The sequence below is a fragment of the Streptomyces sp. NPDC096105 genome, from assembly GCF_044763335.1.
Taxonomy (GTDB): domain Bacteria; phylum Actinomycetota; class Actinomycetes; order Streptomycetales; family Streptomycetaceae; genus Streptomyces.
In genome coordinates, this window is the sequence record NZ_JBIWGC010000013.1 from 1 (window position 1) to 20,963 (window position 20,963).

A 20,963-nucleotide genomic window follows, 5' to 3' on the forward strand; every position below is an offset into this window, starting at 1 on the left:
GCGGGCCCGGGGGCGGGGGTCCTCCCCCCGGGGGGGGGTCTCCGCGGGGGCGGCCAAGGGGGGGGCGGGGCGCCCGGCGGGCGCCGCCCCCCGGGGCGCCGGGCACCCCGCCTGCACCTCCGGCCGCGCCCTTCCCGCCTCCACCCGGCCCGCCGTACGCGCCCCCGCCCGGCCCGTACACACCTCCGCCCGGCCCGTACGCGCCCGCGTCCGGCCCGTACACGCCCGTGCCCGGTCCCCCGTACACGCCTCCACCCGGGGCGCCCAGCACCCCGCCGCCCGGCTCGTACACGCCACCCGCGCCCCCGGCCGGGGCGTACCCGCCGCCGCCCGCGAGCCCCGCATGGCAGCCGCCCCCGGGTTACGGCCAGACGCCGGCCGCGCCCCCGCAGGAGCCGCCCGCCACGCCCGGCCCTGCGGATCCCGACCCGGCGGAGCCCGCGGAGAAGGAGCCGGGGTCATGACGGCCGTCGACCCGGGCGCCTCCTCCACGCCCCCGGCCACTCCGCCGTCCCCGGCACCCCCCTCCCCCGCCCGCACCCAGGTGTGCGAACGGCTGCTCGCGGACCTGCGGACCGAGATCGCCCGTGCCGACAGCAAGGCGGCCGTGCTGGTCGCCGCGCTCGGCATCACCGCGGGCGTCTTCAGCGGTCTGCTCGCCGGGCGGGACTGGTCGCCGGACGCGCTGTCCGCCTCCGGGGCCGTGGTGTGGTGGGCCGGGATCCTGGTCCTCGCCCTGTCCCTGCTGGCGCTGCTCCTGGCCGTCCTGCCCCGCTACCGCAACGGGTCCTGGGCGCCGGGACAGCCCCTGTCGTACTTCGGCGACATCCGGCGGGCCGTGGAGGCGGGCCGGCTGGACACCGCGCTCGCCGACACCGAGGCCGACCCGATGGCCGCCCTGACGACGGCGCTCACCGAGACCAGCCGGATCGCCTGGCGCAAACACCAGTGGATCCGCACCGGCCTGATCGCCTTCTGCACCGGCACGCTCCTGCTGCCGGCCTCCCTGCTGATCGGCTGACCCCCGGGGGGGGCGGCCACCCGCGCACGTCGAGTGAAGGAAGCACCATGACCCAGCCACCGCCGGCCCCGCCGGAGTACCCCGAGCCGACCGGCCGGCCCGCTCAGCCCGGAGCGGCCCAGGTCCCGCCGCAGGCGCCGCCCTGCCCGCAGCCGCCCGGCCCGGCCACCCCGCCGTACATCCCCCAGCAGGCCGCCCCGCCCCCCTGCCCCATGAGCCCCGGCGCGCAGCCACCCCCCTGTCCCGCAGGCCCTGGCTCGCGGCCCCCGCAGTACCCCACGTCCGCTCAGGCCCCCCAGTACCCGGCGGCCCCCCAGCCCCCGTACCCGCACGCGGCGGCTGCCCCGCCCCCGTACCCCCAGGCCACGGAGGTCCCGCCGCCCGGCTCCCCGCTCCACCCGCACCACATCGACACGGGGCGCCGCGGGCGCGTCCACGTCTCGAACCAGCAGCGGCACACCGACGCCACCGCCTTCGGCAACCTGCTCCTGCACCTGCCGAACTTCCTGTGCAGCCTGGTCGTCGTCGCCCTGGTCTCGCTGGTCTTCGGCGACCTGGGCTTCCTGGTGATACTCGCCTGGCTGGCCAGCGGCGCACTCGTGTTCCACCGGCCCACCGAGAGCGCCCTCGCACGCCATCTGCTCCGTCTGCGCTACCCCACTCCGCAGGAACGAGCCGCACTCGAACCGGTCTGGCGCGAGGTCACCGCCCGCGCCGGCGTCGAGGGCCGGAACTACGAGCTGTGGGTCGAGGACAGCGACAGCCTCAACGCGGTCGCCGCGGCCGGACACATCGTCGGCGTCACGAGCTTCGCCCTCAACCGGCTGCCCAACGGCGAGCTGGCCGCCGTCATGGCGCACGAGCTGGGCCACCACGTCGGCGGGCACGCCTGGTCCGGGCTGCTCGGCTACTGGTACGCGCTGCCCGGCCGGATCGCCTGGCGGCTGCTGCGCGCCGTCACCGGTTTCCTGTTCCACGTGTCGCGGGCGTTCTCCTGCATCGGCGTCGCCTTCTTCGGCCTGTGCGTCGGCGGCATCGCCTTCGCCACCATCAGCACCCTGTACGGTCTGCCGCTGCTGCTCCTGGGCATGCCGTACGCCCTCGCCGCCGTCGGCCGCCGCTCGGAGCTGCGCGCCGACCGGCACGCGGCGGCGCTCGGCTTCGCGCCGATGCTGGCGGCCGTGCTGGAGAAGCTGCACCAGCAGGAGCAGGAGCAGCTCGCCGCGGCCGGCCAGGGCGGCGACCGGATGACCGGGACGGCGGCGAGCAGGCTGCTGTCCTCGCACCCCGACTACCACACCCGGCTGCACCACCTGCGGCAGTACCTCCAGCCGTCCCGCTGAAGCCGGGGCCCGCCGGAGTCAGACCCTCCGGTCCGGGAACCGCCGGACCGGGTCAGCCCACGGGCGCCACCGCGGCCAGCAGACCGACCAGCCCCAGGAACATCACCCAGCCGGCCACCGACAGCCAGCCCAGCACCAGCCCGGTCAGCGCCATCCCGTCGCCGCTCTCGCCGGTACGGCGTATCTCCGACTGCGCCATGTGTCCGAGGATCACGGCCGGGAGCCCGGTGAGGCCGCCGGTGACCACGCACAGCACCCCGCACACCAGGGACCCGACCGCCTTGCCGTTGGTGCGGGGCTGCGGCCGGGGCAGGAACGCCGGCGGGACGGGGCCGTGGGGCGTCATCGGCTGGGGCATCGGACCCTGCGGCAGATCGGCCACCAGCAGGGAGAGCTCGCCCACCGTGCGCGCGGAGTAGGCGCGCGCGACGCGCTTCTCGAACTCCGGGTGGTCGAGGCGGCCCTCGCCGTACCCGGCGCGCAGCACGTCCACCGCGCGCTCGCGGTCCGCGTGGGAGGCCAGCATCGACGGCACGCCGGGTCCCTGCAGGGGAGGGCCCTGCCACGGAGTCGGATACGACACGGCTGCCTCCCCAGGGCCCGGGACGGACGATCCCAGTATGAGCGTTTCACCCACTTGAACGCAGCACACGGGGCGTTCGGTTCCACGGTGTCCCGAGGCCGTACGCCCCCGGACACGCCGCAGGGCGGCCACCCCGTACGGGTGACCGCCCTGCGGTTCAGTCGACTCGCTCACTGGTTGTACGGACCGTAGTCGTAGTCCTCCAGCGGAACGGCCTGGCCGGAGCCGGTGCCGAACGGCGAGTAGTCGATGTCGTCGTAGCCGACGGCCGAGTACATCGCGGCCTTGGCCTCCTCGGTCGGCTCGACCCGGATGTTGCGGTAGCGGGACAGACCCGTACCGGCCGGGATGAGCTTACCGATGATGACGTTCTCCTTGAGGCCGATGAGCGAGTCGGACTTGGCGTTGATCGCCGCGTCCGTGAGGACTCGCGTCGTCTCCTGGAAGGACGCCGCCGACAGCCAGGACTCCGTGGCCAGCGAGGCCTTGGTGATACCCATGAGCTGCGGACGACCGGAGGCCGGGTGACCGCCCTCCTGGACCACACGACGGTTCTCGGTCTCGAACTTCGACCGCTCGACCAGCTCGCCGGGCAGCAGCTCGGCGTCGCCGGACTCGATGATCGTCACGCGGCGCAGCATCTGCCGGATGATGATCTCGATGTGCTTGTCGTGGATCGACACGCCCTGCGAGTTGTACACCTTCTGGACCTCGCCGACCAGGTGGACCTGGACGGCACGCTGACCCAGGATGCGCAGCACGTCGTGCGGGTTGGTGGCACCCACGGTGAGCTGCTGGCCCACCTCGACGTGGTCGCCCTCGGAGACCAGGACCTTGGCGCGCTTCGAGATCGGGTACGCCGTCTCGTCGCTGCCGTCGTCCGGGGTGACGACGATCTTCTTCGTCTTCTCCGTCTCCTCGATCCGCACGCGGCCGGAGGCCTCGGAGATCGGGGCGACACCCTTCGGGGTACGGGCCTCGAAGAGCTCGACGACACGCGGCAGACCCTGGGTGATGTCGTCACCGGCCACACCACCGGTGTGGAAGGTACGCATCGTCAGCTGGGTGCCGGGCTCACCGATGGACTGGGCGGCGATGATGCCGACCGCCTCGCCGATGTCGACCAGCTTGCCGGTGGCCAGCGAACGGCCGTAGCACATGGCGCAGGTGCCGACGGCGGACTCGCAGGTCAGGACCGAACGGGTCTTGACCTCCTCGACGCCGCGGGAGACGAGCTCCTCGATGAGGACGTCGCCCAGGTCGGTGCCGGCCGGGGCCAGCACCTGGCCGTCGACCACGATGTCCTCGGCGAGGCAGCGCGCGTACACGGACGTCTCGACGTCGTCCGCCTTGCGCAGCACGCCGTCCGCGTCACGGTTCGCGATCTTGAGGCGCAGACCGCGGTCGGTGCCGCAGTCCTCCTCGCGGATGATGACGTCCTGGGAGACGTCGACCAGACGACGGGTGAGGTAACCCGAGTCGGCGGTGCGCAGAGCGGTGTCCGCCAGACCCTTACGGGCGCCGTGCGTGGAGATGAAGTACTCCAGCACGGACAGGCCCTCACGGAACGACGCCTTGATCGGACGCGGGATCGTCTCGTTCTTCGCGTTCGACACCAGACCACGCATACCGGCGATCTGACGCATCTGCATCATGTTGCCTCGTGCACCCGAGTTCACCATCATGAAGATCGGGTTGGTCTTCGGGAAGTTGTCGTTCATCGCCTCGGCGACCTCGTTGGTCGCCTTGGTCCAGATCGCGATGAGCTCCTGCGTGCGCTCGTCCTTGGTGATCAGACCGCGCTCGTACTGCTTCTGGACCTTCTCGTCCTGCGCCTCGTAGCCCTGGACGATCTCCTTCTTCGCCTCGGGGACGACGACGTCGGAGATCGCGACGGTGACGCCGGAGCGGGTGGCCCAGTGGAAGCCGGCCGCCTTCAGGTTGTCGAGCGTCGCCGCCACGATGACCTTCGGGTAGCGCTCGGCGAGGTCGTTGACGATCTCGGAGAGCTGCTTCTTGCCGACCTCGTAGTCGACGAACGGGTAGTCCTCGGGCAGCAGCTCGTTGAAGAGCGCCCGGCCCAGGGTGGTCGTCAGGCGGAACGGGTCCCCCTGCTGCCACTCGGAGCCGCCCTCGGCCTCGCCGTCCTCGCCCACCGGCGGGGTCCAGCCGCGCGGCGGGATGGTGCCGACCGGGAAGCGGACGTCGATCTTCGACTGGAGCGACAGCTCGCCCGCGTCGAAGGCCATGATCGCCTCCGCGACCGAGGAGAAGGAACGGCCCTCGCCCTTGAGGTCGCGCATCTCGCCGTCGGTGGTGAGGAAGAACAGACCGAGGACCATGTCCTGGGTCGGCATCGTCACCGGACGGCCGTCGGCCGGCTTGAGGATGTTGTTCGAGGACAGCATCAGGATGCGGGCCTCGGCCTGCGCCTCCGCGGACAGCGGCAGGTGCACGGCCATCTGGTCACCGTCGAAGTCCGCGTTGAACGCGGTGCAGACGAGCGGGTGGATCTGGATGGCCTTGCCCTCGACCAGCTGCGGCTCGAAGGCCTGGATGCCGAGGCGGTGCAGCGTGGGCGCACGGTTCAGCAGAACCGGGTGCTCCGCGATGACCTCTTCCAGCACGTCGTACACGACCGTGCGGCCGCGCTCGACCATGCGCTTGGCCGACTTGATGTTCTGCGCGTGGTTCAGGTCGACCAGGCGCTTCATCACGAACGGCTTGAACAGCTCCAGCGCCATCGCCTTCGGCAGACCGCACTGGTGCAGCTTGAGCTGCGGACCGACGACGATCACGGAACGCGCGGAGTAGTCCACACGCTTGCCGAGCAGGTTCTGGCGGAAGCGGCCCTGCTTGCCCTTCAGCATGTCGCTGAGGGACTTCAGCGGACGGTTGCCCGGACCGGTGACCGGCCGGCCACGACGGCCGTTGTCGAACAGCGCGTCCACGGCCTCCTGGAGCATGCGCTTCTCGTTGTTCACGATGATCTCGGGCGCGCCGAGGTCGAGAAGCCGCTTCAGGCGGTTGTTGCGGTTGATGACACGGCGGTACAGGTCGTTCAGGTCGGAGGTCGCGAAGCGGCCACCGTCCAGCTGCACCATCGGACGCAGGTCCGGCGGGATGACCGGGACGCAGTCCAGGACCATGCCCTTGGGGCTGTTGGAGGTCTGCAGGAACGCGGAGACGACCTTCAGCCGCTTCAGGGCGCGGGTCTTCTTCTGGCCCTTGCCGGTGCGGATGATCTCGCGGAGCTTCTCGGCCTCCTCCTCGAGGTCGAAGGACTCCAGGCGCTTCTGCAGCGCCGCGGCGCCCATCGAGCCGTCGAAGTACGTGCCGAAGCGGTCACGCAGCTCGCGGTAGAGCAGCTCGTCGCCCTCGAGGTCCTGGACCTTGAGGTTCTTGAAGCGGTTCCACACCTCGTCGAGGCGGTCGATCTCGCGCTGCGCGCGGTCGCGCAGCTGCTTCATCTCACGCTCGGCGCCCTCGCGCACCTTGCGGCGCACGTCGGCCTTGGCGCCCTCGGCCTCCAGCTCGGCCAGGTCGGTCTCGAGCTTCTTGGCTCGGGCCTCCAGGTCGGCGTCCCGGCGGTTCTCGATCTGCTGACGCTCGACGGAGACGTGGGCCTCCAGCGACGGCAGGTCGCGGGTGCGGCGCTCCTCGTCCACGTACGTGATCATGTACGCGGCGAAGTAGATGACCTTCTCGAGGTCCTTGGGAGCCAGGTCGAGCAGGTAGCCCAGCCGGCTCGGGACACCCTTGAAGTACCAGATGTGCGTGACGGGAGCGGCCAGTTCGATGTGGCCCATCCGCTCACGGCGCACCTTGGCGCGAGTGACCTCGACGCCGCAGCGCTCGCAGATGATGCCCTTGAAGCGGACACGCTTGTACTTGCCGCAGTAGCACTCCCAGTCCCGGGTGGGACCGAAGATCTTCTCGCAGAAGAGCCCGTCCTTTTCCGGCTTGAGGGTGCGGTAGTTGATGGTCTCGGGCTTCTTGACCTCGCCGTGGCTCCACTGACGGATGTCGTCAGCGGTGGCCAGGCCGATCCGGAGCTCGTCGAAGAAGTTGACGTCGAGCACTATGCGTCAATCCCTCTCAGGGTCGTAAGTCTTGGGGTCTGATACGGGGGTCCTGGGGCGGGCGGCCCGGGGTTCACCGGGCCACCCCACTCCCGTCAGACCTCTTCGACGCTGCTCGGCTCGCGCCGGGACAGGTCGATGCCGAGCTCCTCCGCAGCGCGGAAGACGTCCTCGTCGGTGTCACGCATCTCGATGGACATACCGTCGCTGGACAGCACCTCCACGTTCAGGCACAGGGACTGCATCTCCTTGATGAGCACCTTGAAGGACTCGGGGATGCCGGGCTCGGGGATGTTCTCGCCCTTGACGATGGCCTCGTAGACCTTCACGCGGCCGGTGACGTCGTCGGACTTGATGGTCAGCAGCTCCTGGAGCGCGTAGGCGGCGCCGTACGCCTCGAGTGCCCACACCTCCATCTCGCCGAACCGCTGGCCACCGAACTGAGCCTTACCGCCCAGCGGCTGCTGGGTGATCATGGAGTACGGACCGGTCGACCGGGCGTGCAGCTTGTCGTCGACCAGGTGGTGCAGCTTCAGGATGTACATGTAGCCGACCGAGATCGGGTCCGGGAACGGCTCACCCGAGCGGCCGTCGAACAGCCGCGCCTTGCCGGACGGCAGGACCATGCGGTCGCCGTCGCGGTTCGGGACGGTGTGCTCCAGCAGACCGGCGAGCTCGTCCTCGCGGGCGCCGTCGAAGACCGGGGTGGCCACGTTGGTACGGGGCTCGACCTTGTCCGCGCCGATCGCCTGGAGGCGCTGGGCCCACTCGTCCGCGAGGCCGGAGACGTCCCAGCCCTGGCTGGCGAGCCAGCCGAGGTGGATCTCCAGGACCTGTCCCGGGTTCATGCGGGACGGCACACCCAGCGGGTTGAGGATGATGTCGACCGGGGTCCCGTCCTCGAGGAACGGCATGTCCTCGATGGGCAGGATCTTGGAGATGACGCCCTTGTTGCCGTGGCGGCCGGCGAGCTTGTCACCGTCGGTGATCTTGCGCTTCTGCGCGACGTAGACGCGCACCAGCTGGTTCACGCCCGGGGGAAGCTCGTCGCCCTCCTCGCGGTCGAAGACGCGGACGCCGATGACCTTGCCGGTCTCGCCGTGCGGCACCTTCAGCGAGGTGTCACGGACCTCACGGGCCTTCTCACCGAAGATCGCGCGCAGCAGGCGCTCCTCGGGGGTCAGCTCGGTCTCGCCCTTCGGGGTCACCTTGCCGACGAGGATGTCGCCGGCGATGACCTCGGCGCCGATGCGGATGATGCCGCGCTCGTCGAGGTCGGCGAGGACCTCCTCGGAGACGTTCGGGATGTCCCGGGTGATCTCCTCGGGGCCGAGCTTGGTGTCACGGGCGTCGACCTCGTGCTCCTCGATGTGGATCGAGGAGAGGACGTCGTCCTGCACGAGGCGCTGCGACAGGATGATCGCGTCCTCGTAGTTGTGACCCTCCCACGGCATGAACGCCACGAGCAGGTTCTTGCCGAGCGCCATCTCGCCGTTCTGGGTGGCCGGGCCGTCGGCGAGGACCTGGCCCTCGACGATCCGGTCGCCCTCGGCGACGATGACCTTCTGGTTGACCGAGGTGCCCTGGTTGGAGCGGGAGAACTTGGCCAGGCGGTACGTGATGTACGTGCCGTCGTCGTTGGCCGTGGTGATGTAGTCCGCGGAGACCTCCTGGACCACACCCGCCTTCTCCGCCTTGACCACGTCACCGGCGTCGACGGCGGAGCGGTACTCCATGCCGGTGCCGACGAGCGGGGCCTCGGACTTGATCAGCGGCACGGCCTGGCGCATCATGTTCGCGCCCATGAGGGCGCGGTTGGCGTCGTCGTGCTCGAGGAACGGGATCATGGCGGTCGCGACCGACACCATCTGGCGCGGCGAGACGTCCATGTAGTCGACCTCGTCGGCGGGGACGTAGTCGACCTCACCGCCGCGGCGGCGGACCAGGATGCGGTTCTCGGCGAAGCGCATGTCGTCGTTCAGCGGCGCGTTGGCCTGAGCGATGACGAAGCGGTCCTCCTCGTCGGCGGTCAGGTAGTCCACCTCGTCGGTGACCTGGCCGTCGACGACCTTGCGGTACGGCGTCTCGATGAAGCCGAACGGGTTGATCCGCCCGTAGGAGGCGAGCGAACCGATCAGACCGATGTTCGGGCCTTCCGGCGTCTCGATCGGGCACATGCGGCCGTAGTGCGAGGGGTGCACGTCACGGACCTCGAAGCCGGCCCGCTCACGGGAGAGACCACCCGGGCCGAGGGCGTTCAGACGACGCTTGTGCGTCAGCCCCGACAGCGGGTTGTTCTGGTCCATGAACTGGGACAGCTGGCTGGTGCCGAAGAACTCCTTGATGGAGGCGACGACCGGCCGGATGTTGATCAGGGTCTGCGGCGTGATCGCCTCGACGTCCTGGGTGGTCATGCGCTCGCGCACGACGCGCTCCATACGGGCGAGACCCGTACGGACCTGGTTCTGGATCAGCTCGCCGACGTTGCGGATGCGGCGGTTGCCGAAGTGGTCGATGTCGTCGGTCTCGACGATGATCGTGCGGCCCGACTCGCCCGTCGTCTCGGTCTCGCCGGCGTGCAGCTTCACCAGGTACTTGATGGTGGCGATGATGTCGTCGGTGGTGAGCACGCCGGCGTCCAGCGGCTGGTCGCCGCCGAGCTTCTTGTTCACCTTGTAGCGGCCGACCTTGGCGAGGTCGTAGCGCTTGGGATTGAAGTAGAGGTTCTCCAGCAGCGTCTGCGCGGCCTCACGGGTCGGGGGCTCGCCCGGGCGCAGCTTGCGGTAGATGTCGAGCAGCGCGTCGTCCTGGCCCTGGGTGTGGTCCTTCTCCAGGGTGGCGCGCATGGACTCGTACTCGCCGAACTCCTCGAGGATCTGCTCGGTGGTCCAGCCGAGCGCCTTCAGGAGGACGGTGACGGACTGCTTGCGCTTGCGGTCGATGCGCACACCGACCATGTCGCGCTTGTCGATCTCCATCTCCAGCCAGGCGCCCCGGGACGGGATGATCTTGGCGGAGAAGATGTCCTTGTCGGACGTCTTGTCGATGGAGGAGTCGAAGTAGACGCCGGGCGAGCGCACCAGCTGGGACACCACGACACGCTCGGTGCCGTTGATGACGAAGGTGCCCTTGTTCGTCATGAGCGGGAAGTCGCCCATGAAGACGGTCTGGGACTTGATCTCGCCGGTCTCGTTGTTGGTGAACTCGGCCGTGACGAAGAGCGGGGCGGCGTACGTGAAGTCGCGCTCCTTGCACTCGTCGATGGAGTTCTTCGGCGGCTCGAAGCGGTGGTCGCGGAAGGTCAGCGACATCGACCCGGAGAAGTCCTCGATCGGGGAGATCTCTTCGAAGATCTCCTCCAGACCGGACTTGGTGGGGACGTCCTGCCCGTTCTCGAGAGCCTCCTCGACGCGAGCCTTCCACGCGTCGTTGCCGAGCAGCCAGTCAAAGCTCTCGGTCTGCAGCGCGAGAAGGTTCGGAACCTCGAGGGGCTCCTTGATCTTTGCAAAGGAGATGCGCAGCGGGGCGGTGCTGGCGCCGTTGTTCGTATTCGCGGTCGAGGCGTTGCGCGAGGCGGCCAAGAGGGGGTCCTTCCGAGGGCTCGGACTCACTACGCGCGTACCGGCCCCCCACTGGGCGCAGAGACGGACATTCCAGGTCGGAAGTGATCCGGTCGTCCATGCTCGAGTGAGGGCATGCCCCTGGTGACGGGCAGGGGACAGCTAACAGGCAGCGCAAAGGGTCAGTGTAGCCACTTGGCCCACTGATGTCCAGTGCGGTGTACGAGACCGGGTGGAGGCCCTCGTTGTCATCAACTCCTGCGGCAAGGCGCTGCCCTCAACGCACGGTGATACTGCCCTCTTTGCCGTCGATCCATGCCTCGGATTCGGATCCTTGTGACGACGCGTCCTGAGAATTGCGCGCTGCGTGCGGTTCGTCAAGGGCTCCCCTTGCCCGAACCGCGGCCGTCCGGCTCATCTCCGCGGCCCTCGGAGGCACAACGAAGATCACCATACCCCCCGCCGTCCCGGGTGCAAGGCAGCCGCCGCCGACCCCCCGGTACGCCGAAGAGCGACCACCCGGATGGATGATCGCTCCTCGGTGCTTGAGCGTTACACGCCTCCAGAGGCGCGTGACGGATCCCTGCGGACCCGGAAGGTCTTACTTGACCTCGACGGAGGCGCCGGCGCCCTCGAGGGCCTCCTTGGCCTTGTCGGCGGCTTCCTTGTTGACCTTCTCGAGGACCGGCTTCGGGGTGCCGTCGACGAGGTCCTTGGCCTCCTTCAGACCCAGGGAGGTCAGCTCGCGCACGACCTTGATGACCTGGATCTTCTTCTCGCCGGCGCCGGTGAGGACGACGTCGAACTCGTCCTTCTCCGGCTCGGCCTCGGCGGCGGCGCCACCGGCGGCACCACCGGCGACGACGACCGGGGCGGCCGCGGCGGCGGTGACGTCGAACTTGTCCTCGAAGGCCTTCACGAACTCGGAGAGCTCGATGAGGGTCATCTCCTCGAACTGGGCCAGCAGCTCGTCCTGGGTGAGCTTCGCCATGATGGCGGTCCTTCCACTAAATCGGCAGGTGCCGGGTGTACTGGGTGAGGCGGGCGTTACTCGGGCCCGCATCGGCCCTCACCTCACGCGGCGAGGGCCGGAAAGCGAGCCGAATTACTCGGCACCGCCCTGCTCGTCCTGCTTGGCACGGAGCGCGTCCACGGTGCGGACGAGCTTCGACGGCAGCGCCTGGAAGACGGAGGCAGCCTGGGACTGCTTCGCCTTGAAGGCACCGGCCAGCTTGGAGAGCAGCACCTCGCGGGACTCGAGGTCCGCGAGCTTCTTGATCTCGTCGGCGGACAGCGCCTTGCCGTCAAGGACACCGCCCTTGATGACGAGATTCGGGTTGTCCTTGGCGAAGTCACGAAGACCCTTCGCCGACTCCACCGGGTCACCGGTGACGAAGGCGACCGCCGTCGGGCCAGCGAAGAGCTGGTCGTCGAGCGTGATCCCGGCCTCGTTGGCCGCAATCTTGGTCAGCGTGTTCTTCACCACGGCGTACTGGGCGTTCTCACCGAGCGAACGACGCAGCGTCTTGAGCTGCGCCACGGTGAGACCGCGGTACTCGGTCAGCACGGCGGCGTTGGAGCTGCGGAACTTGTCCGTCAGCTCGGCAACCGCGGCAGCCTTGTCGGGCCTCGCCATAGAGCCTCGGCCTCCTTCCGGGTGATTCGGACCGCGCGGACCCGAAGGAGGACTGGGGAAAACGAAACGCCCCGGGCGCAGGCGCACGGGGCGAAGCTCAACCGGTTCTCCACGCCTCGCGGCGGCGGTCTCCCGGGAACTCTTCCACTGTCACCTGCGCGGGTCGTCCGCAGTTCAGCGGATCCTTCGGCCACCGCGCCCTCTTACGAGCGCACGGCAACGACCAGCGGTCTTTGGCTTCCGTGGAAGCGTACGCGACCGGATCGGCGTGAGGCAAATCGGCCGATCGGGGGCTTCCGGCGCGGGGTGTGACGCGCCGGAAGCCCCCGCCGAGAACTAGGCGGCCGAGCCGGCGCCCGCGCCCAGCGACTCCAGCTCCTTCAGCATCTCCATGAAGTCGAAGGTCTCGCCGGCCGGCGGGGCCTCGACGTCGACCTCGGCGCCGTAGTCCGAGAAGTGCGAGGTCATCTTCATCGTGCCCTGGGCCGTGGTCATGCCGACGACCATCTTGGCCGGGTAGTCGTCCTCGTTGACCCAGATCTCGGTGTCGTAGCCCTTGAGGCCCGTCTTCTTCATGTTGGCGACGAGCTGCTCGCGCTCCTGCTCGGTGAAGAGGTCGTCGAGCGCCTCGTTGGCGTCGAGCATCTCCTCGACGCTCAGCGTGCCCTTGTAGTGCTGCGTCTCGACGCCGTCGACCTTCTCGGGGCCGACGTGCTTCAGGCTCGGCGACCCGAGCAGCACGGCGAGCTGCCGGGCCGGGTCCTGGTTCATGTTCTCCAGGCTGCCGGTCATCTGCTTCCGCAGCTCCGCGTCCCCGGACGCGTCCGCCATCGCGCCGAAGTCCATCTTCATCCAGCGCTTGCCGTCCATCTGGGCGGCCTGCGCGGCGCCCATGTCCATGTACAGGGCCTCGTCCAGCATGATCATGCGCACCTGCTCGGGTGCGTCGGGGGCGCCGGCGGTGAAGGCGGATCCCTTCATCGTGACGTCCATGACCGCCGGGTCCCAGCCCTGCACGCCGGACATCTCCATGGTGCCGCCGCCCTCCATGCCGGCCGGCATCGCGATGGTCATCCGCACCTTCGAGGACTTCGCCTCCGAGGTCTTCTTGAAGGCGGCCTGGAGCACCTCGGCCGCCTCCGTCTGCGTCTGCGCCCCGGCCTTCCCCCCGTCGTCACCGTCCTGGCACCCCGCGAGGCCCGTGACGACCGCCACGGCCGTCAGACAGACACCCGCGCGCTTCCATGCGGCCATGACCATCAGATTCCCACCCCTGCTGTATCGCTGTGCTGTGCGTGATCGCTGTGAACGGTAGCCCACGCCACTGACACAGGCGTACGAAAAACCCGCCCCCGCGCCCGGATTGGGAGCGAGGACGGGTTTTCGACGCGTGCGCGCACCGGCCCGCCGGCCGGCTCACCCGGCTCAGACGGCGGCCGGGTCCTCCTCGACGAGGAGGTTGCGGGTGCGGTTCGGGTCGAGCGGAACGCCGGGGCCCATCGTGGTGCTGATGGCGGCCTTCTTGATGTAGCGGCCCTTCGCGGCGGACGGCTTCAGACGGAGGATCTCCTCCAGGGCCGCGCCGTAGTTCTCCACCAGCTTGGTGTCGTCGAACGACGTCTTGCCGATGATGAAGTGCAGGTTCGCGTGCTTGTCGACACGGAACTCGATCTTGCCGCCCTTGATGTCGTTGACAGCCTTGACGACGTCCGGGGTCACGGTGCCGGTCTTCGGGTTCGGCATCAGACCACGGGGACCGAGCACGCGGCCGAGGCGGCCGACCTTGCCCATGAGGTCCGGGGTGGCGACGACGGCGTCGAAGTCCAGACGGCCCTTCGACACCTCGTCGATCAGCTCGTCGGCGCCGACGATGTCGGCGCCCGCGGCGCGTGCGGCCTCGGCACGGTCACCGGTCGCGAAGACCAGGACCCGGGCGGTCTTACCGGTGCCGTGCGGGAGGTTCACGGTGCCACGGACCATCTGGTCGGCCTTGCGCGGGTCGACACCCAGACGGAAGGCGACCTCGACGGTGCCGTCGAACTTGGTCGTGGACGTCTCCTTGGCGAGACGGACGGCCTCGAGCGGGGCGTACAGCTTCTCCCGGTCGATCTTGGCGTCCGCAGCGCGGAGAGACTTGCTGCGCTTGCTCACTGAAAGCTCCTGTGCGTTCGAGGAGTCGTGGTCCGGGCCGAGCAGGCCCTGCCACTACTGCTTGGCTTGACGGGGGTGGAGGTCAGCCCTCGACCGTGACGCCCATGGAACGGGCGGTGCCGGCGATGATCTTCTCGGCGGCGTCCAGGTCGTTGGCGTTGAGGTCGGGCATCTTGGTGGTGGCGATCTCACGGACCTGGTCACGCGTGATCTTCGCGACCTTGGTCTTGTGCGGCTCGCCGGAGCCCTTCTCCACGCCCGCGGCCTTGAGGATCATCTTGGCGGCCGGCGGGGTCTTGGTGATGAAGGTGAAGGAGCGGTCCTCGTAGACCGTGATCTCCACCGGGATGACCCAGCCGCGCTGCGACTCGGTCGCGGCGTTGTAGGCCTTGCAGAACTCCATGATGTTCACGCCGTGCTGACCCAGCGCGGGGCCGACCGGCGGGGCCGGGTTCGCGGCACCGGCCTGGATCTGGAGCTTGATGAGCCCCGTGACCTTCTTCTTCTTGGGAGGCATGGCTCTCCGGGTCCTTTCGGTTCGGGTCCTGCCGGCGTCCCGGGGACAACCAGGACGCAGGCATACCGCACAACGATAACGGGTATAGATGCGCGGCCAAAAACCGCGCAGGTCAGACAAACGCGCGAGCGTTCGCCTGACCTGCGCGGAAGCGGTGTATCAGCCGGTCCGGAAGGGCTAGTTCTTCTGGATCTGGTCGAAGGAGAGCTCGACCGGCGTCTCACGGCCGAAGATCTCCACCAGGCCCTTGACCTTCTTGGAGTCGGGGTTGATCTCGTTGATGGTCGCCTGGAGCGTGGCGAACGGGCCGTCGGTGACGGTGACCGAGTCGCCGACCTCGAAGTCCAGCACCTGGACCTCGACCTTGCGCTGCGGCGCCGGCTTGCCCTCGGCCTCGGCGGCCTCGCGGGCGGCCTTCTCCTCGGCCTCCGGGGCGAGCATCTTGACGATCTCGTCCAGCGTCAGCGGGTACGGGTCGTAGGCGTTGCCCACGAAGCCGGTGACGCCGGGGGTGTTGCGGACGACGCCCCAGGACTCGTTCGTCAGGTCCATGCGGACCAGGACGTAGCCCGGGAGCTTGTTCTGCTTGATCGTCTTGCGGTCGCCGTTCTTGATCTGGACGACCTCTTCCTGCGGCACCTCGGCCTGGAAGATGTAGTCCTCGACGTTCAGCGAGACGGCGCGCTGCTCGAGGTTGGTCTTCACGCGGTTCTCGTAGCCCGCGTAGGTGTGGATCACGTACCACTCGCCGGGCAGGGACCGCAGTTCCTCGCGGAGCTTCTCGACCGGATCGCGGTCGTCCTCCGGCTCGGCCTCGTCCGCGGCCTCGGCGACCTCGTCCTCCGCGGTCCCGCCGTCGGTGGTGCCGGCAGCCTCGGCCTCGGCGGAGGCCTCGGTGTCCTCGACGTCCGCGCCCTCGACGGCGGCGAGCGCGTCCTCGGCGGACTCGGCCCCTTCGCCGTAAGGCTCGACGGCGTCGTTCACGTTCGGGTCAGACACGGTGGCTGCTTCTTCCTGGATACATGGGGGTGGAACATGCGAAAGGAGCGCCGGGTACCTCGGCGCTCTTCGCTCGGGGATCAGCCGAAGACGTACTTGGCGGCGTGGCTGAGGCCATAGTCGATCAGAGTGATCAGGCCGATCATCAGGACCACGAAGATGATCACTGCGGTCGTGTACGACGTCAGCTGGTTGCGAGTGGGCCAGACGACCTTGCGGAGCTCCGCGACGATCTGGCGGTAGAAGAGCGCGAGACGCTTCAGAGGCCCCTTCTTGGCCCGCTTGCCGCCCTTGCGAGGCTTCTCCTCGGCATCAGGCATGTCGATGGAGCCCACGGCGTCCGTCACTCGTCCTCACCTGATTCCGGGTCGTGGCCGTGCCGCGCCCGGTTTGAGCCGCACGGCGGTGCATTGCTGTACGTACATGCGCACACATCCTGGCGAAGGTGTGTGTAGCAGGGCCGGAGGGACTTGAACCCCCAACCGCTGGTTTTGGAGACCAGTGCTCTACCAATTGAGCTACGACCCTTTGTGCGTCCCCCAACGTACCGCATCCGGCCGGAAGCGTGGTGTGCACCGGCTGAGCGCGGGCCGCTGAAGGCCAACGAGGTGAGAGTGTACGTGTTCCTGGGCCGGGCGTCGAACAGAAAGTGCCTGAGAGGGACCGCACCGGCCGCGGAACGGCCGGTGATCGTCCTGGCCACGCCGCCCTCGGACGCGCGAACCGGACTGGTGTTCCGCCCTTGCCCGGTGCTGCTCAGTCCGTGAAACCGCTGTGCCGGCCGTGTTTCGCGTCTGGAACGATGGGCCTCATGAGCGCTGCAACCCCTCCCACCGAGCGCCGGGTCTCCGCCCGAGTCGGCGCGATCTCCGAATCCGCCACCCTCGCCGTGGACGCCAAGGCCAAGGCCCTCAAGGCCGCCGGGCGACCGGTGATCGGCTTCGGCGCCGGTGAGCCCGACTTCCCGACGCCGGACTACATCGTCGAGGCCGCGATCGAGGCCTGCAAGAACCCGAAGTACCACCGGTACACGCCGGCCGGCGGCCTGCCCGAGCTGAAGCAGGCGATCGCCGCCAAGACGCTGCGCGACTCCGGCTACGAGGTGGACCCGTCCCAGATCCTGGTCACCAACGGCGGCAAGCAGGCCATCTACGAGGCCTTCGCCGCGATCCTCGACCCGGGCGACGAGGTCATCGTCCCGGCGCCGTACTGGACCACGTACCCCGAGTCGATCCGGCTCGCGGGCGGTGTCCCGGTCGAGGTCGTCGCCGACGAGACCACCGGCTACCGGGTGAGCGTGGAGCAGCTGGAGGCGGCCCGCACGGAGAAGACGAAGGTCGTGCTCTTCGTCTCCCCGTCGAACCCGACCGGCGCGGTCTACGGCGAGGCCGAGACCGAGGCCATCGGCCGCTGGGCCGTCGAGCACGGCCTGTGGGTGCTCACCGACGAGATCTACGAGCACCTGGTGTACGGCGACGCCGTCTCGGTCTCGCTGCCCGCGCTCCTGCCCGAGCTGCGCGACAAGTGCGTCGTGGTCAACGGCGTGGCCAAGACGTACGCGATGACCGGCTGGCGGGTCGGCTGGGTCATCGGCCCGAAGGACGTCGTGAAGGCCGCGACCAACCTCCAGTCGCACGCCACGTCGAACGTGTCGAACGTCGCCCAGGCCGCCGCCCTCGCCGCCGTCTCCGGCGACCTGGACGCGGTCGCGAAGATGCGCGAGGCCTTCGACCGCCGGCGCCGGACGATCGTGCGGATGCTCAACGAGATCGACGGCGTGGTCTGCCCCGAGCCCGAGGGCGCGTTCTACGCCTACCCGTCGGTGAAGGCGCTGATCGGCAAGGAGATCCGCGGCAAGCGCCCCCAGGACACCGTCGAGCTGGCCGCGCTCATCCTGGAGGAGGCCGAGGTCGCGGTGGTCCCCGGTGAGGCGTTCGGCACGCCGGGCTACCTGCGGCTGTCCTACGCGCTGGGCGACGAGGACCTCGTCGAGGGCGTGAGCCGCGTCCAGAAGCTGCTGGCGGAGGCGCGGGACTGACGGGCCTTCCCTTTCGCGACGGGGGCACCCGGGACCGCCCGGGCGCCCCCGTTCGTCCGTGCGAGCAAGATCCCGTACGGGGAAGCGCTACCGGGACGGCCGGAACGTGCGGCAGGATCCTGGGATGCTGAGCTTTTCAGGGGGGCGCCCCCCGAACCCCCCGCGTGTACGTGATGTCTCTGAGCTGCCGAAGGCCCATCTGCATCTGCACTTCACCGGATCCATGCGGCCCAGCACCCTGCTGGAGCTGGCCGACAAGTACGGGGTGCGACTGCCCGAGGCGCTGACCGACGCCCTGACCGGCGGGGAGCCGCCCCGGCTGCGGGCCACGGACGAACGCGGCTGGTTCCGCTTCCAGCGCCTGTACGACGCCGCGCGCTCGTGCATCAGATCGGCCGAGGACATCCAGCGCCTGGTGCGGGAGGCGGCCGAGGAGGACCTGCGGGACGGCTCCGGCTGGCTGGAGATCCAGGTCGACCCGACGTCGTACGCGCCCCGGCTGGGCGGGCTGATCCCGGCGCTGGAGGTCATCCTCGACGCGGTGGACTCGGCGTCCCGCGACACCGGGCTCGGCATGCGGGTGCTGGTGGCCGCCAACCGCATGAAGCACCCCCTGGACGCCCGCACGCTGGCCCGCCTCGCCGTGCGCTACGCCGACCGGGGGGTCGTCGGCTTCGGCCTCTCCAACGACGAGCGGCGCGGGATGGCCCGCGACTTCGACCGGGCGTTCGCCATCGCGCGGAGCGGCGGGCTGCTGTCGGCCCCGCACGGCGGCGAGCTGGCGGGACCGGCGTCGGTCCGGGACTGCCTGGACGACCTGGACGCGCACCGGATCGGCCACGGCGTGCGGGCGGCGGACGATCCGCGGCTGATGAAGAGGCTCGCGGACCGGGGCGTCACCTGCGAGGTGTGCCCGGCGTCGAACGTCGCCCTCGGCGTCTACGACAAGCTGGCGGACGTGCCGCTGCGCACGCTGTTCGAGGCGGGTGTGCCGATGGCGCTGGGCGCGGACGACCCGCTGCTGTTCGGCTCCCGGCTGGCGGCGCAGTACGAGATCGCGCGGCGGCACCACGGCTTCACCGACGCGGAGCTCGCCGAGCTGGCCCGGCAGTCGATCCGGGGCTCGGCGGCGCCGGAGGACGTCAAGGAGAAGCTGCTGTCGGGCGTCGACGCCTGGCTGACCGCCCCGGTCGCCTGAAGTGGGCGAGGGGCGGGTACGCCTGGAAGCCGATGTCCAGCTCCGTCCCCCGCCCCCGGGTCAGGGGCAGCAGCGTGGTGAGCGAGGCGCTGAGCACGTCGTGCCCCTGGTCCGCCCCCTTGCCGAGCGGGCCGTAGCCGGCCGCCCGGCCGAGTCGCAGGGACGCGGCGGCGAAGGTGTCCCGCGCGCCGAACAGGAACAGCGTCCGGGCGTGGACGGCGGGCCGGACGCGGCCGGCGCGCGGCAGGCGGTCCCAGCGCCGCTCCCAGAGCTCCTCCCAGGCGGAGCCGTGGCGCGCGGTGCGGCGTTCGTCGGTGCGGACGGTGCCCGGGGCGCCCCGGGTGAGCCCGCGGCGCAGGGCGGGCCACACGGAGGGCCGCAGTCCGAGCGGCTGGTGGGCGAGCACCAGGTCGACGGGCACGCCCCGCGGGTACTGCCGGGGGACGCTCTGCCGGAGCGGCACGTGGACGACCGTGCACGGGGAGTACGCCGCGAAGGGGAACAGCCCGGCGAGGCGGGACAGGCCGTCGTGGTCCCCGACCAGGTGGCCCCAGTCGCGCACCGGGTCGTTGAGCGTGGTGTGCCGCAGCGCGGGACGCGGCTGGACGACCCGGAAGGCGTAGCGGCCGGCGCGCGGCCGGAACTCGTCGGCCCTCAGCCGCACGGAAGCTCCCTCATGGCCTCAGGGATACGCGCGGCGGGCGGGGCACGGCAACGGAATTGCGCCCCGTCGCCCGTACGGGCCGTTCAGAGGCCGACGCCGACCATGACCGGCTCGTTCACCAGGGTGATCCCGAACGCGTCGCGGACGCCCGCCACGACCTCGCGGGCCAGCGCCAGCAGGTCCTCCGTGGTGGCGTCACCGCGGTTGGTGAGCGCGAGGGTGTGCTTGGTGGAGATGCGGGCCGGCCCGCTCCCGTACCCCTTGGTGAAGCCGGCCTTGTCGATCAGCCAGGCCGCGGAGGTCTTGGTGCGCCCCTCGCCGGCGGGGTAGGCGGGCGGCTCGACGCCCTCCCCCAACCGCTCCCGCACACGTGTACGGAATGCGGCGAACGTCTCGTCGTCCAGGATCGGGTTGGTGAAGAAGGAACCGGCCGACCAGGTGTCGTGGTCCTCCGGGTCCAGCACCATGCCCTTGCCCGCACGGAGCTTCAGCACCGTGTCGCGGGCGGTGGCCAGCGACACCCGCTCGCCGGGCGCGACACCGAGCACGCGGGCCGTCTCGGCGTACTTGACCGGGCCGGACATCCCGCCGGCGTCCTCCAGCCGGAACCGCACGCGCAGGACCACGTACCGCTCGGGGTCGGCCTTGAAGCGGCTGTGCCGGTAGGAGAAGGCGCACTCCTCGTTGGAGAGCGTGACGGTCTCACCTCTGCGCCGGTCGTAGGCGACGACCTCGGTGAGCGTGGAGGAGACCTCCTGGCCGTACGCCCCCACGTTCTGGATGGGGGTGGCGCCCGCGGAGCCGGGGATGCCGGCCAGGCACTCGATGCCGGCCAGCCCGGCCTCCACGGTGGCCGCGACGGCGTCGGTCCACACCTCGCCGGCGGCCAGCTCCAGGCCGGTGCCGTCGAGGGTGACGCCCTTGGTGGCGACGACGAGGGCGGTGCCGTCGAAGCCCTTGTCGCCGATGACCAGGTTGGAACCGCCGCCGATGACCAGCAGCGGGGTGCCGGCGGCGTCGGCCTCGCGGACGGCGGCGATCACCTCGTCGTCGGTGGTCGCGGTGACCAGCCGGGTCGCGGGGCCGCCCAGCCGGAAGGTGGTCAGCGGGGCGAGGGGGGCGTCGTGGAGTTCCTGCACGGGCTCAAGACTACGAGACGGCGCCGCCGCCC

At 69.9% G+C, this 20,963-nt stretch carries 16 protein-coding genes and 1 tRNA gene; 4 read left to right on the top strand and 13 right to left on the bottom strand.

All coding sequences use genetic code 11. From position 1 onward, the window contains the following. Positions 1–460 precede the first annotated feature (460 nt). Both ACIQ8B_RS20510 and ACIQ8B_RS20515 read left to right on the top strand, forming a co-directional pair. A complete protein-coding gene (locus tag ACIQ8B_RS20510) occupies positions 461–1,021 on the top strand; it encodes a Pycsar system effector family protein (RefSeq protein ID WP_290010890.1) in 561 nt (186 codons plus the stop codon). A gap of 47 nt (positions 1,022–1,068) precedes the next feature. Next, a complete protein-coding gene (locus ACIQ8B_RS20515) occupies positions 1,069–2,364 on the top strand; it encodes a M48 family metalloprotease (protein ID WP_403548553.1) in 1,296 nt (431 codons plus the stop codon). A gap of 52 nt (positions 2,365–2,416) precedes the next feature. Here the strand turns inward: ACIQ8B_RS20515 and ACIQ8B_RS20520 are convergent, their stop codons facing one another. The 11 genes from ACIQ8B_RS20520 to ACIQ8B_RS20570 form a co-directional block, all read right to left on the bottom strand. Continuing rightward, positions 2,417–2,947, bottom strand: coding sequence for a DUF1707 and DUF4190 domain-containing protein (locus ACIQ8B_RS20520; RefSeq protein WP_290010889.1), 531 nt, complete (start codon positions 2,945–2,947; stop codon positions 2,417–2,419). A gap of 170 nt (positions 2,948–3,117) precedes the next feature. After that, positions 3,118–7,029: a DNA-directed RNA polymerase subunit beta' gene (locus tag ACIQ8B_RS20525; RefSeq protein ID WP_106412917.1), complete on the bottom strand. Its 3,912-nt coding sequence runs from the start codon at positions 7,027–7,029 to the stop codon at positions 3,118–3,120. A 95-nt stretch (positions 7,030–7,124) separates the two neighbouring features. Continuing rightward, positions 7,125–10,610: a DNA-directed RNA polymerase subunit beta gene (rpoB, locus tag ACIQ8B_RS20530; protein ID WP_290005847.1), complete on the bottom strand. Its 3,486-nt coding sequence runs from the start codon at positions 10,608–10,610 to the stop codon at positions 7,125–7,127. A gap of 580 nt (positions 10,611–11,190) precedes the next feature. After that, entirely contained in the window at positions 11,191–11,580 is a 390-nt protein-coding gene (gene rplL, locus ACIQ8B_RS20535; RefSeq protein WP_106412919.1) for a 50S ribosomal protein L7/L12, read from the bottom strand. Positions 11,581–11,694: 114 nt separating this feature from the next. Then, positions 11,695–12,225, bottom strand: coding sequence for a 50S ribosomal protein L10 (rplJ, locus tag ACIQ8B_RS20540; RefSeq protein ID WP_006130602.1), 531 nt, complete (start codon positions 12,223–12,225; stop codon positions 11,695–11,697). Between the two features lie 336 nt (positions 12,226–12,561). After that, a complete protein-coding gene (locus ACIQ8B_RS20545) occupies positions 12,562–13,485 on the bottom strand; it encodes a hypothetical protein (protein WP_403548557.1) in 924 nt (307 codons plus the stop codon). A 165-nt stretch (positions 13,486–13,650) separates the two neighbouring features. Further along, the gene (gene rplA / locus ACIQ8B_RS20550) at positions 13,651–14,376 is read right to left on the bottom strand and encodes a 50S ribosomal protein L1 (protein WP_106412921.1); all 726 of its coding nucleotides are present in this window, start codon (positions 14,374–14,376) and stop codon (positions 13,651–13,653) included. A gap of 82 nt (positions 14,377–14,458) precedes the next feature. Continuing rightward, on the bottom strand, positions 14,459–14,893 hold the full coding sequence (gene rplK, locus ACIQ8B_RS20555; RefSeq protein ID WP_006130605.1) for a 50S ribosomal protein L11: 435 nt from the start codon (positions 14,891–14,893) through the stop codon (positions 14,459–14,461). 177 nt (positions 14,894–15,070) lie between these two features. Then, entirely contained in the window at positions 15,071–15,892 is an 822-nt protein-coding gene (nusG, locus tag ACIQ8B_RS20560; protein ID WP_290005840.1) for a transcription termination/antitermination protein NusG, read from the bottom strand. Positions 15,893–15,972: 80 nt separating this feature from the next. After that, positions 15,973–16,239 carry a preprotein translocase subunit SecE gene (gene secE, locus ACIQ8B_RS20565; protein WP_403548560.1) on the bottom strand — a complete coding sequence of 89 codons (267 nt, stop codon included), beginning with the start codon at positions 16,237–16,239 and terminating at the stop codon, positions 15,973–15,975. Positions 16,240–16,347: 108 nt separating this feature from the next. Beyond that, positions 16,348–16,420 (bottom strand) — tRNA-Trp (locus ACIQ8B_RS20570). Between the two features lie 283 nt (positions 16,421–16,703). Here ACIQ8B_RS20570 and ACIQ8B_RS20575 point away from each other — a divergent pair. Both ACIQ8B_RS20575 and ACIQ8B_RS20580 read left to right on the top strand, forming a co-directional pair. Beyond that, the gene (locus ACIQ8B_RS20575) at positions 16,704–17,930 is read left to right on the top strand and encodes a pyridoxal phosphate-dependent aminotransferase (protein ID WP_106412924.1); all 1,227 of its coding nucleotides are present in this window, start codon (positions 16,704–16,706) and stop codon (positions 17,928–17,930) included. A gap of 124 nt (positions 17,931–18,054) precedes the next feature. After that, positions 18,055–19,128, top strand: coding sequence for an adenosine deaminase (locus ACIQ8B_RS20580; RefSeq protein WP_290005835.1), 1,074 nt, complete (start codon positions 18,055–18,057; stop codon positions 19,126–19,128). Here ACIQ8B_RS20580 and ACIQ8B_RS20585 read toward each other — a convergent pair. Next, on the bottom strand, positions 19,073–19,792 hold the full coding sequence (locus ACIQ8B_RS20585; RefSeq protein WP_403548562.1) for a hypothetical protein: 720 nt from the start codon (positions 19,790–19,792) through the stop codon (positions 19,073–19,075). The two genes, ACIQ8B_RS20580 and ACIQ8B_RS20585, sit on opposite strands and share 56 nt — an antisense overlap. 83 nt (positions 19,793–19,875) lie before the next feature. Beyond that, positions 19,876–20,931 (bottom strand): UDP-N-acetylmuramate dehydrogenase, encoded by a 1,056-nt coding sequence (locus ACIQ8B_RS20590; protein WP_403548564.1) that lies wholly within the window; start codon positions 20,929–20,931, stop codon positions 19,876–19,878. Positions 20,932–20,963 lie beyond the last annotated feature (32 nt).

Bases quoted from the DNA above. Each gene is read 5' to 3' on its own strand.
- ACIQ8B_RS20575 (WP_106412924.1), top strand. From the start codon at position 16,704: ATGAGCGCTGCAACCCCTCCCACCGAGCGCCGGGTCTCCGCCCGAGTC.
- rplJ (WP_006130602.1), bottom strand. From the start codon at position 12,225: ATGGCGAGGCCCGACAAGGCTGCCGCGGTTGCCGAGCTGACGGACAAG.
- rplL (WP_106412919.1), bottom strand. From the start codon at position 11,580: ATGGCGAAGCTCACCCAGGACGAGCTGCTGGCCCAGTTCGAGGAGATG.
- ACIQ8B_RS20545 (WP_403548557.1), bottom strand. From the start codon at position 13,485: ATGGTCATGGCCGCATGGAAGCGCGCGGGTGTCTGTCTGACGGCCGTG.
- rplK (WP_006130605.1), bottom strand. From the start codon at position 14,893: ATGCCTCCCAAGAAGAAGAAGGTCACGGGGCTCATCAAGCTCCAGATC.
- ACIQ8B_RS20580 (WP_290005835.1), top strand. From the start codon at position 18,055: ATGCTGAGCTTTTCAGGGGGGCGCCCCCCGAACCCCCCGCGTGTACGT.
- ACIQ8B_RS20515 (WP_403548553.1), top strand. From the start codon at position 1,069: ATGACCCAGCCACCGCCGGCCCCGCCGGAGTACCCCGAGCCGACCGGC.
- ACIQ8B_RS20510 (WP_290010890.1), top strand. From the start codon at position 461: ATGACGGCCGTCGACCCGGGCGCCTCCTCCACGCCCCCGGCCACTCCG.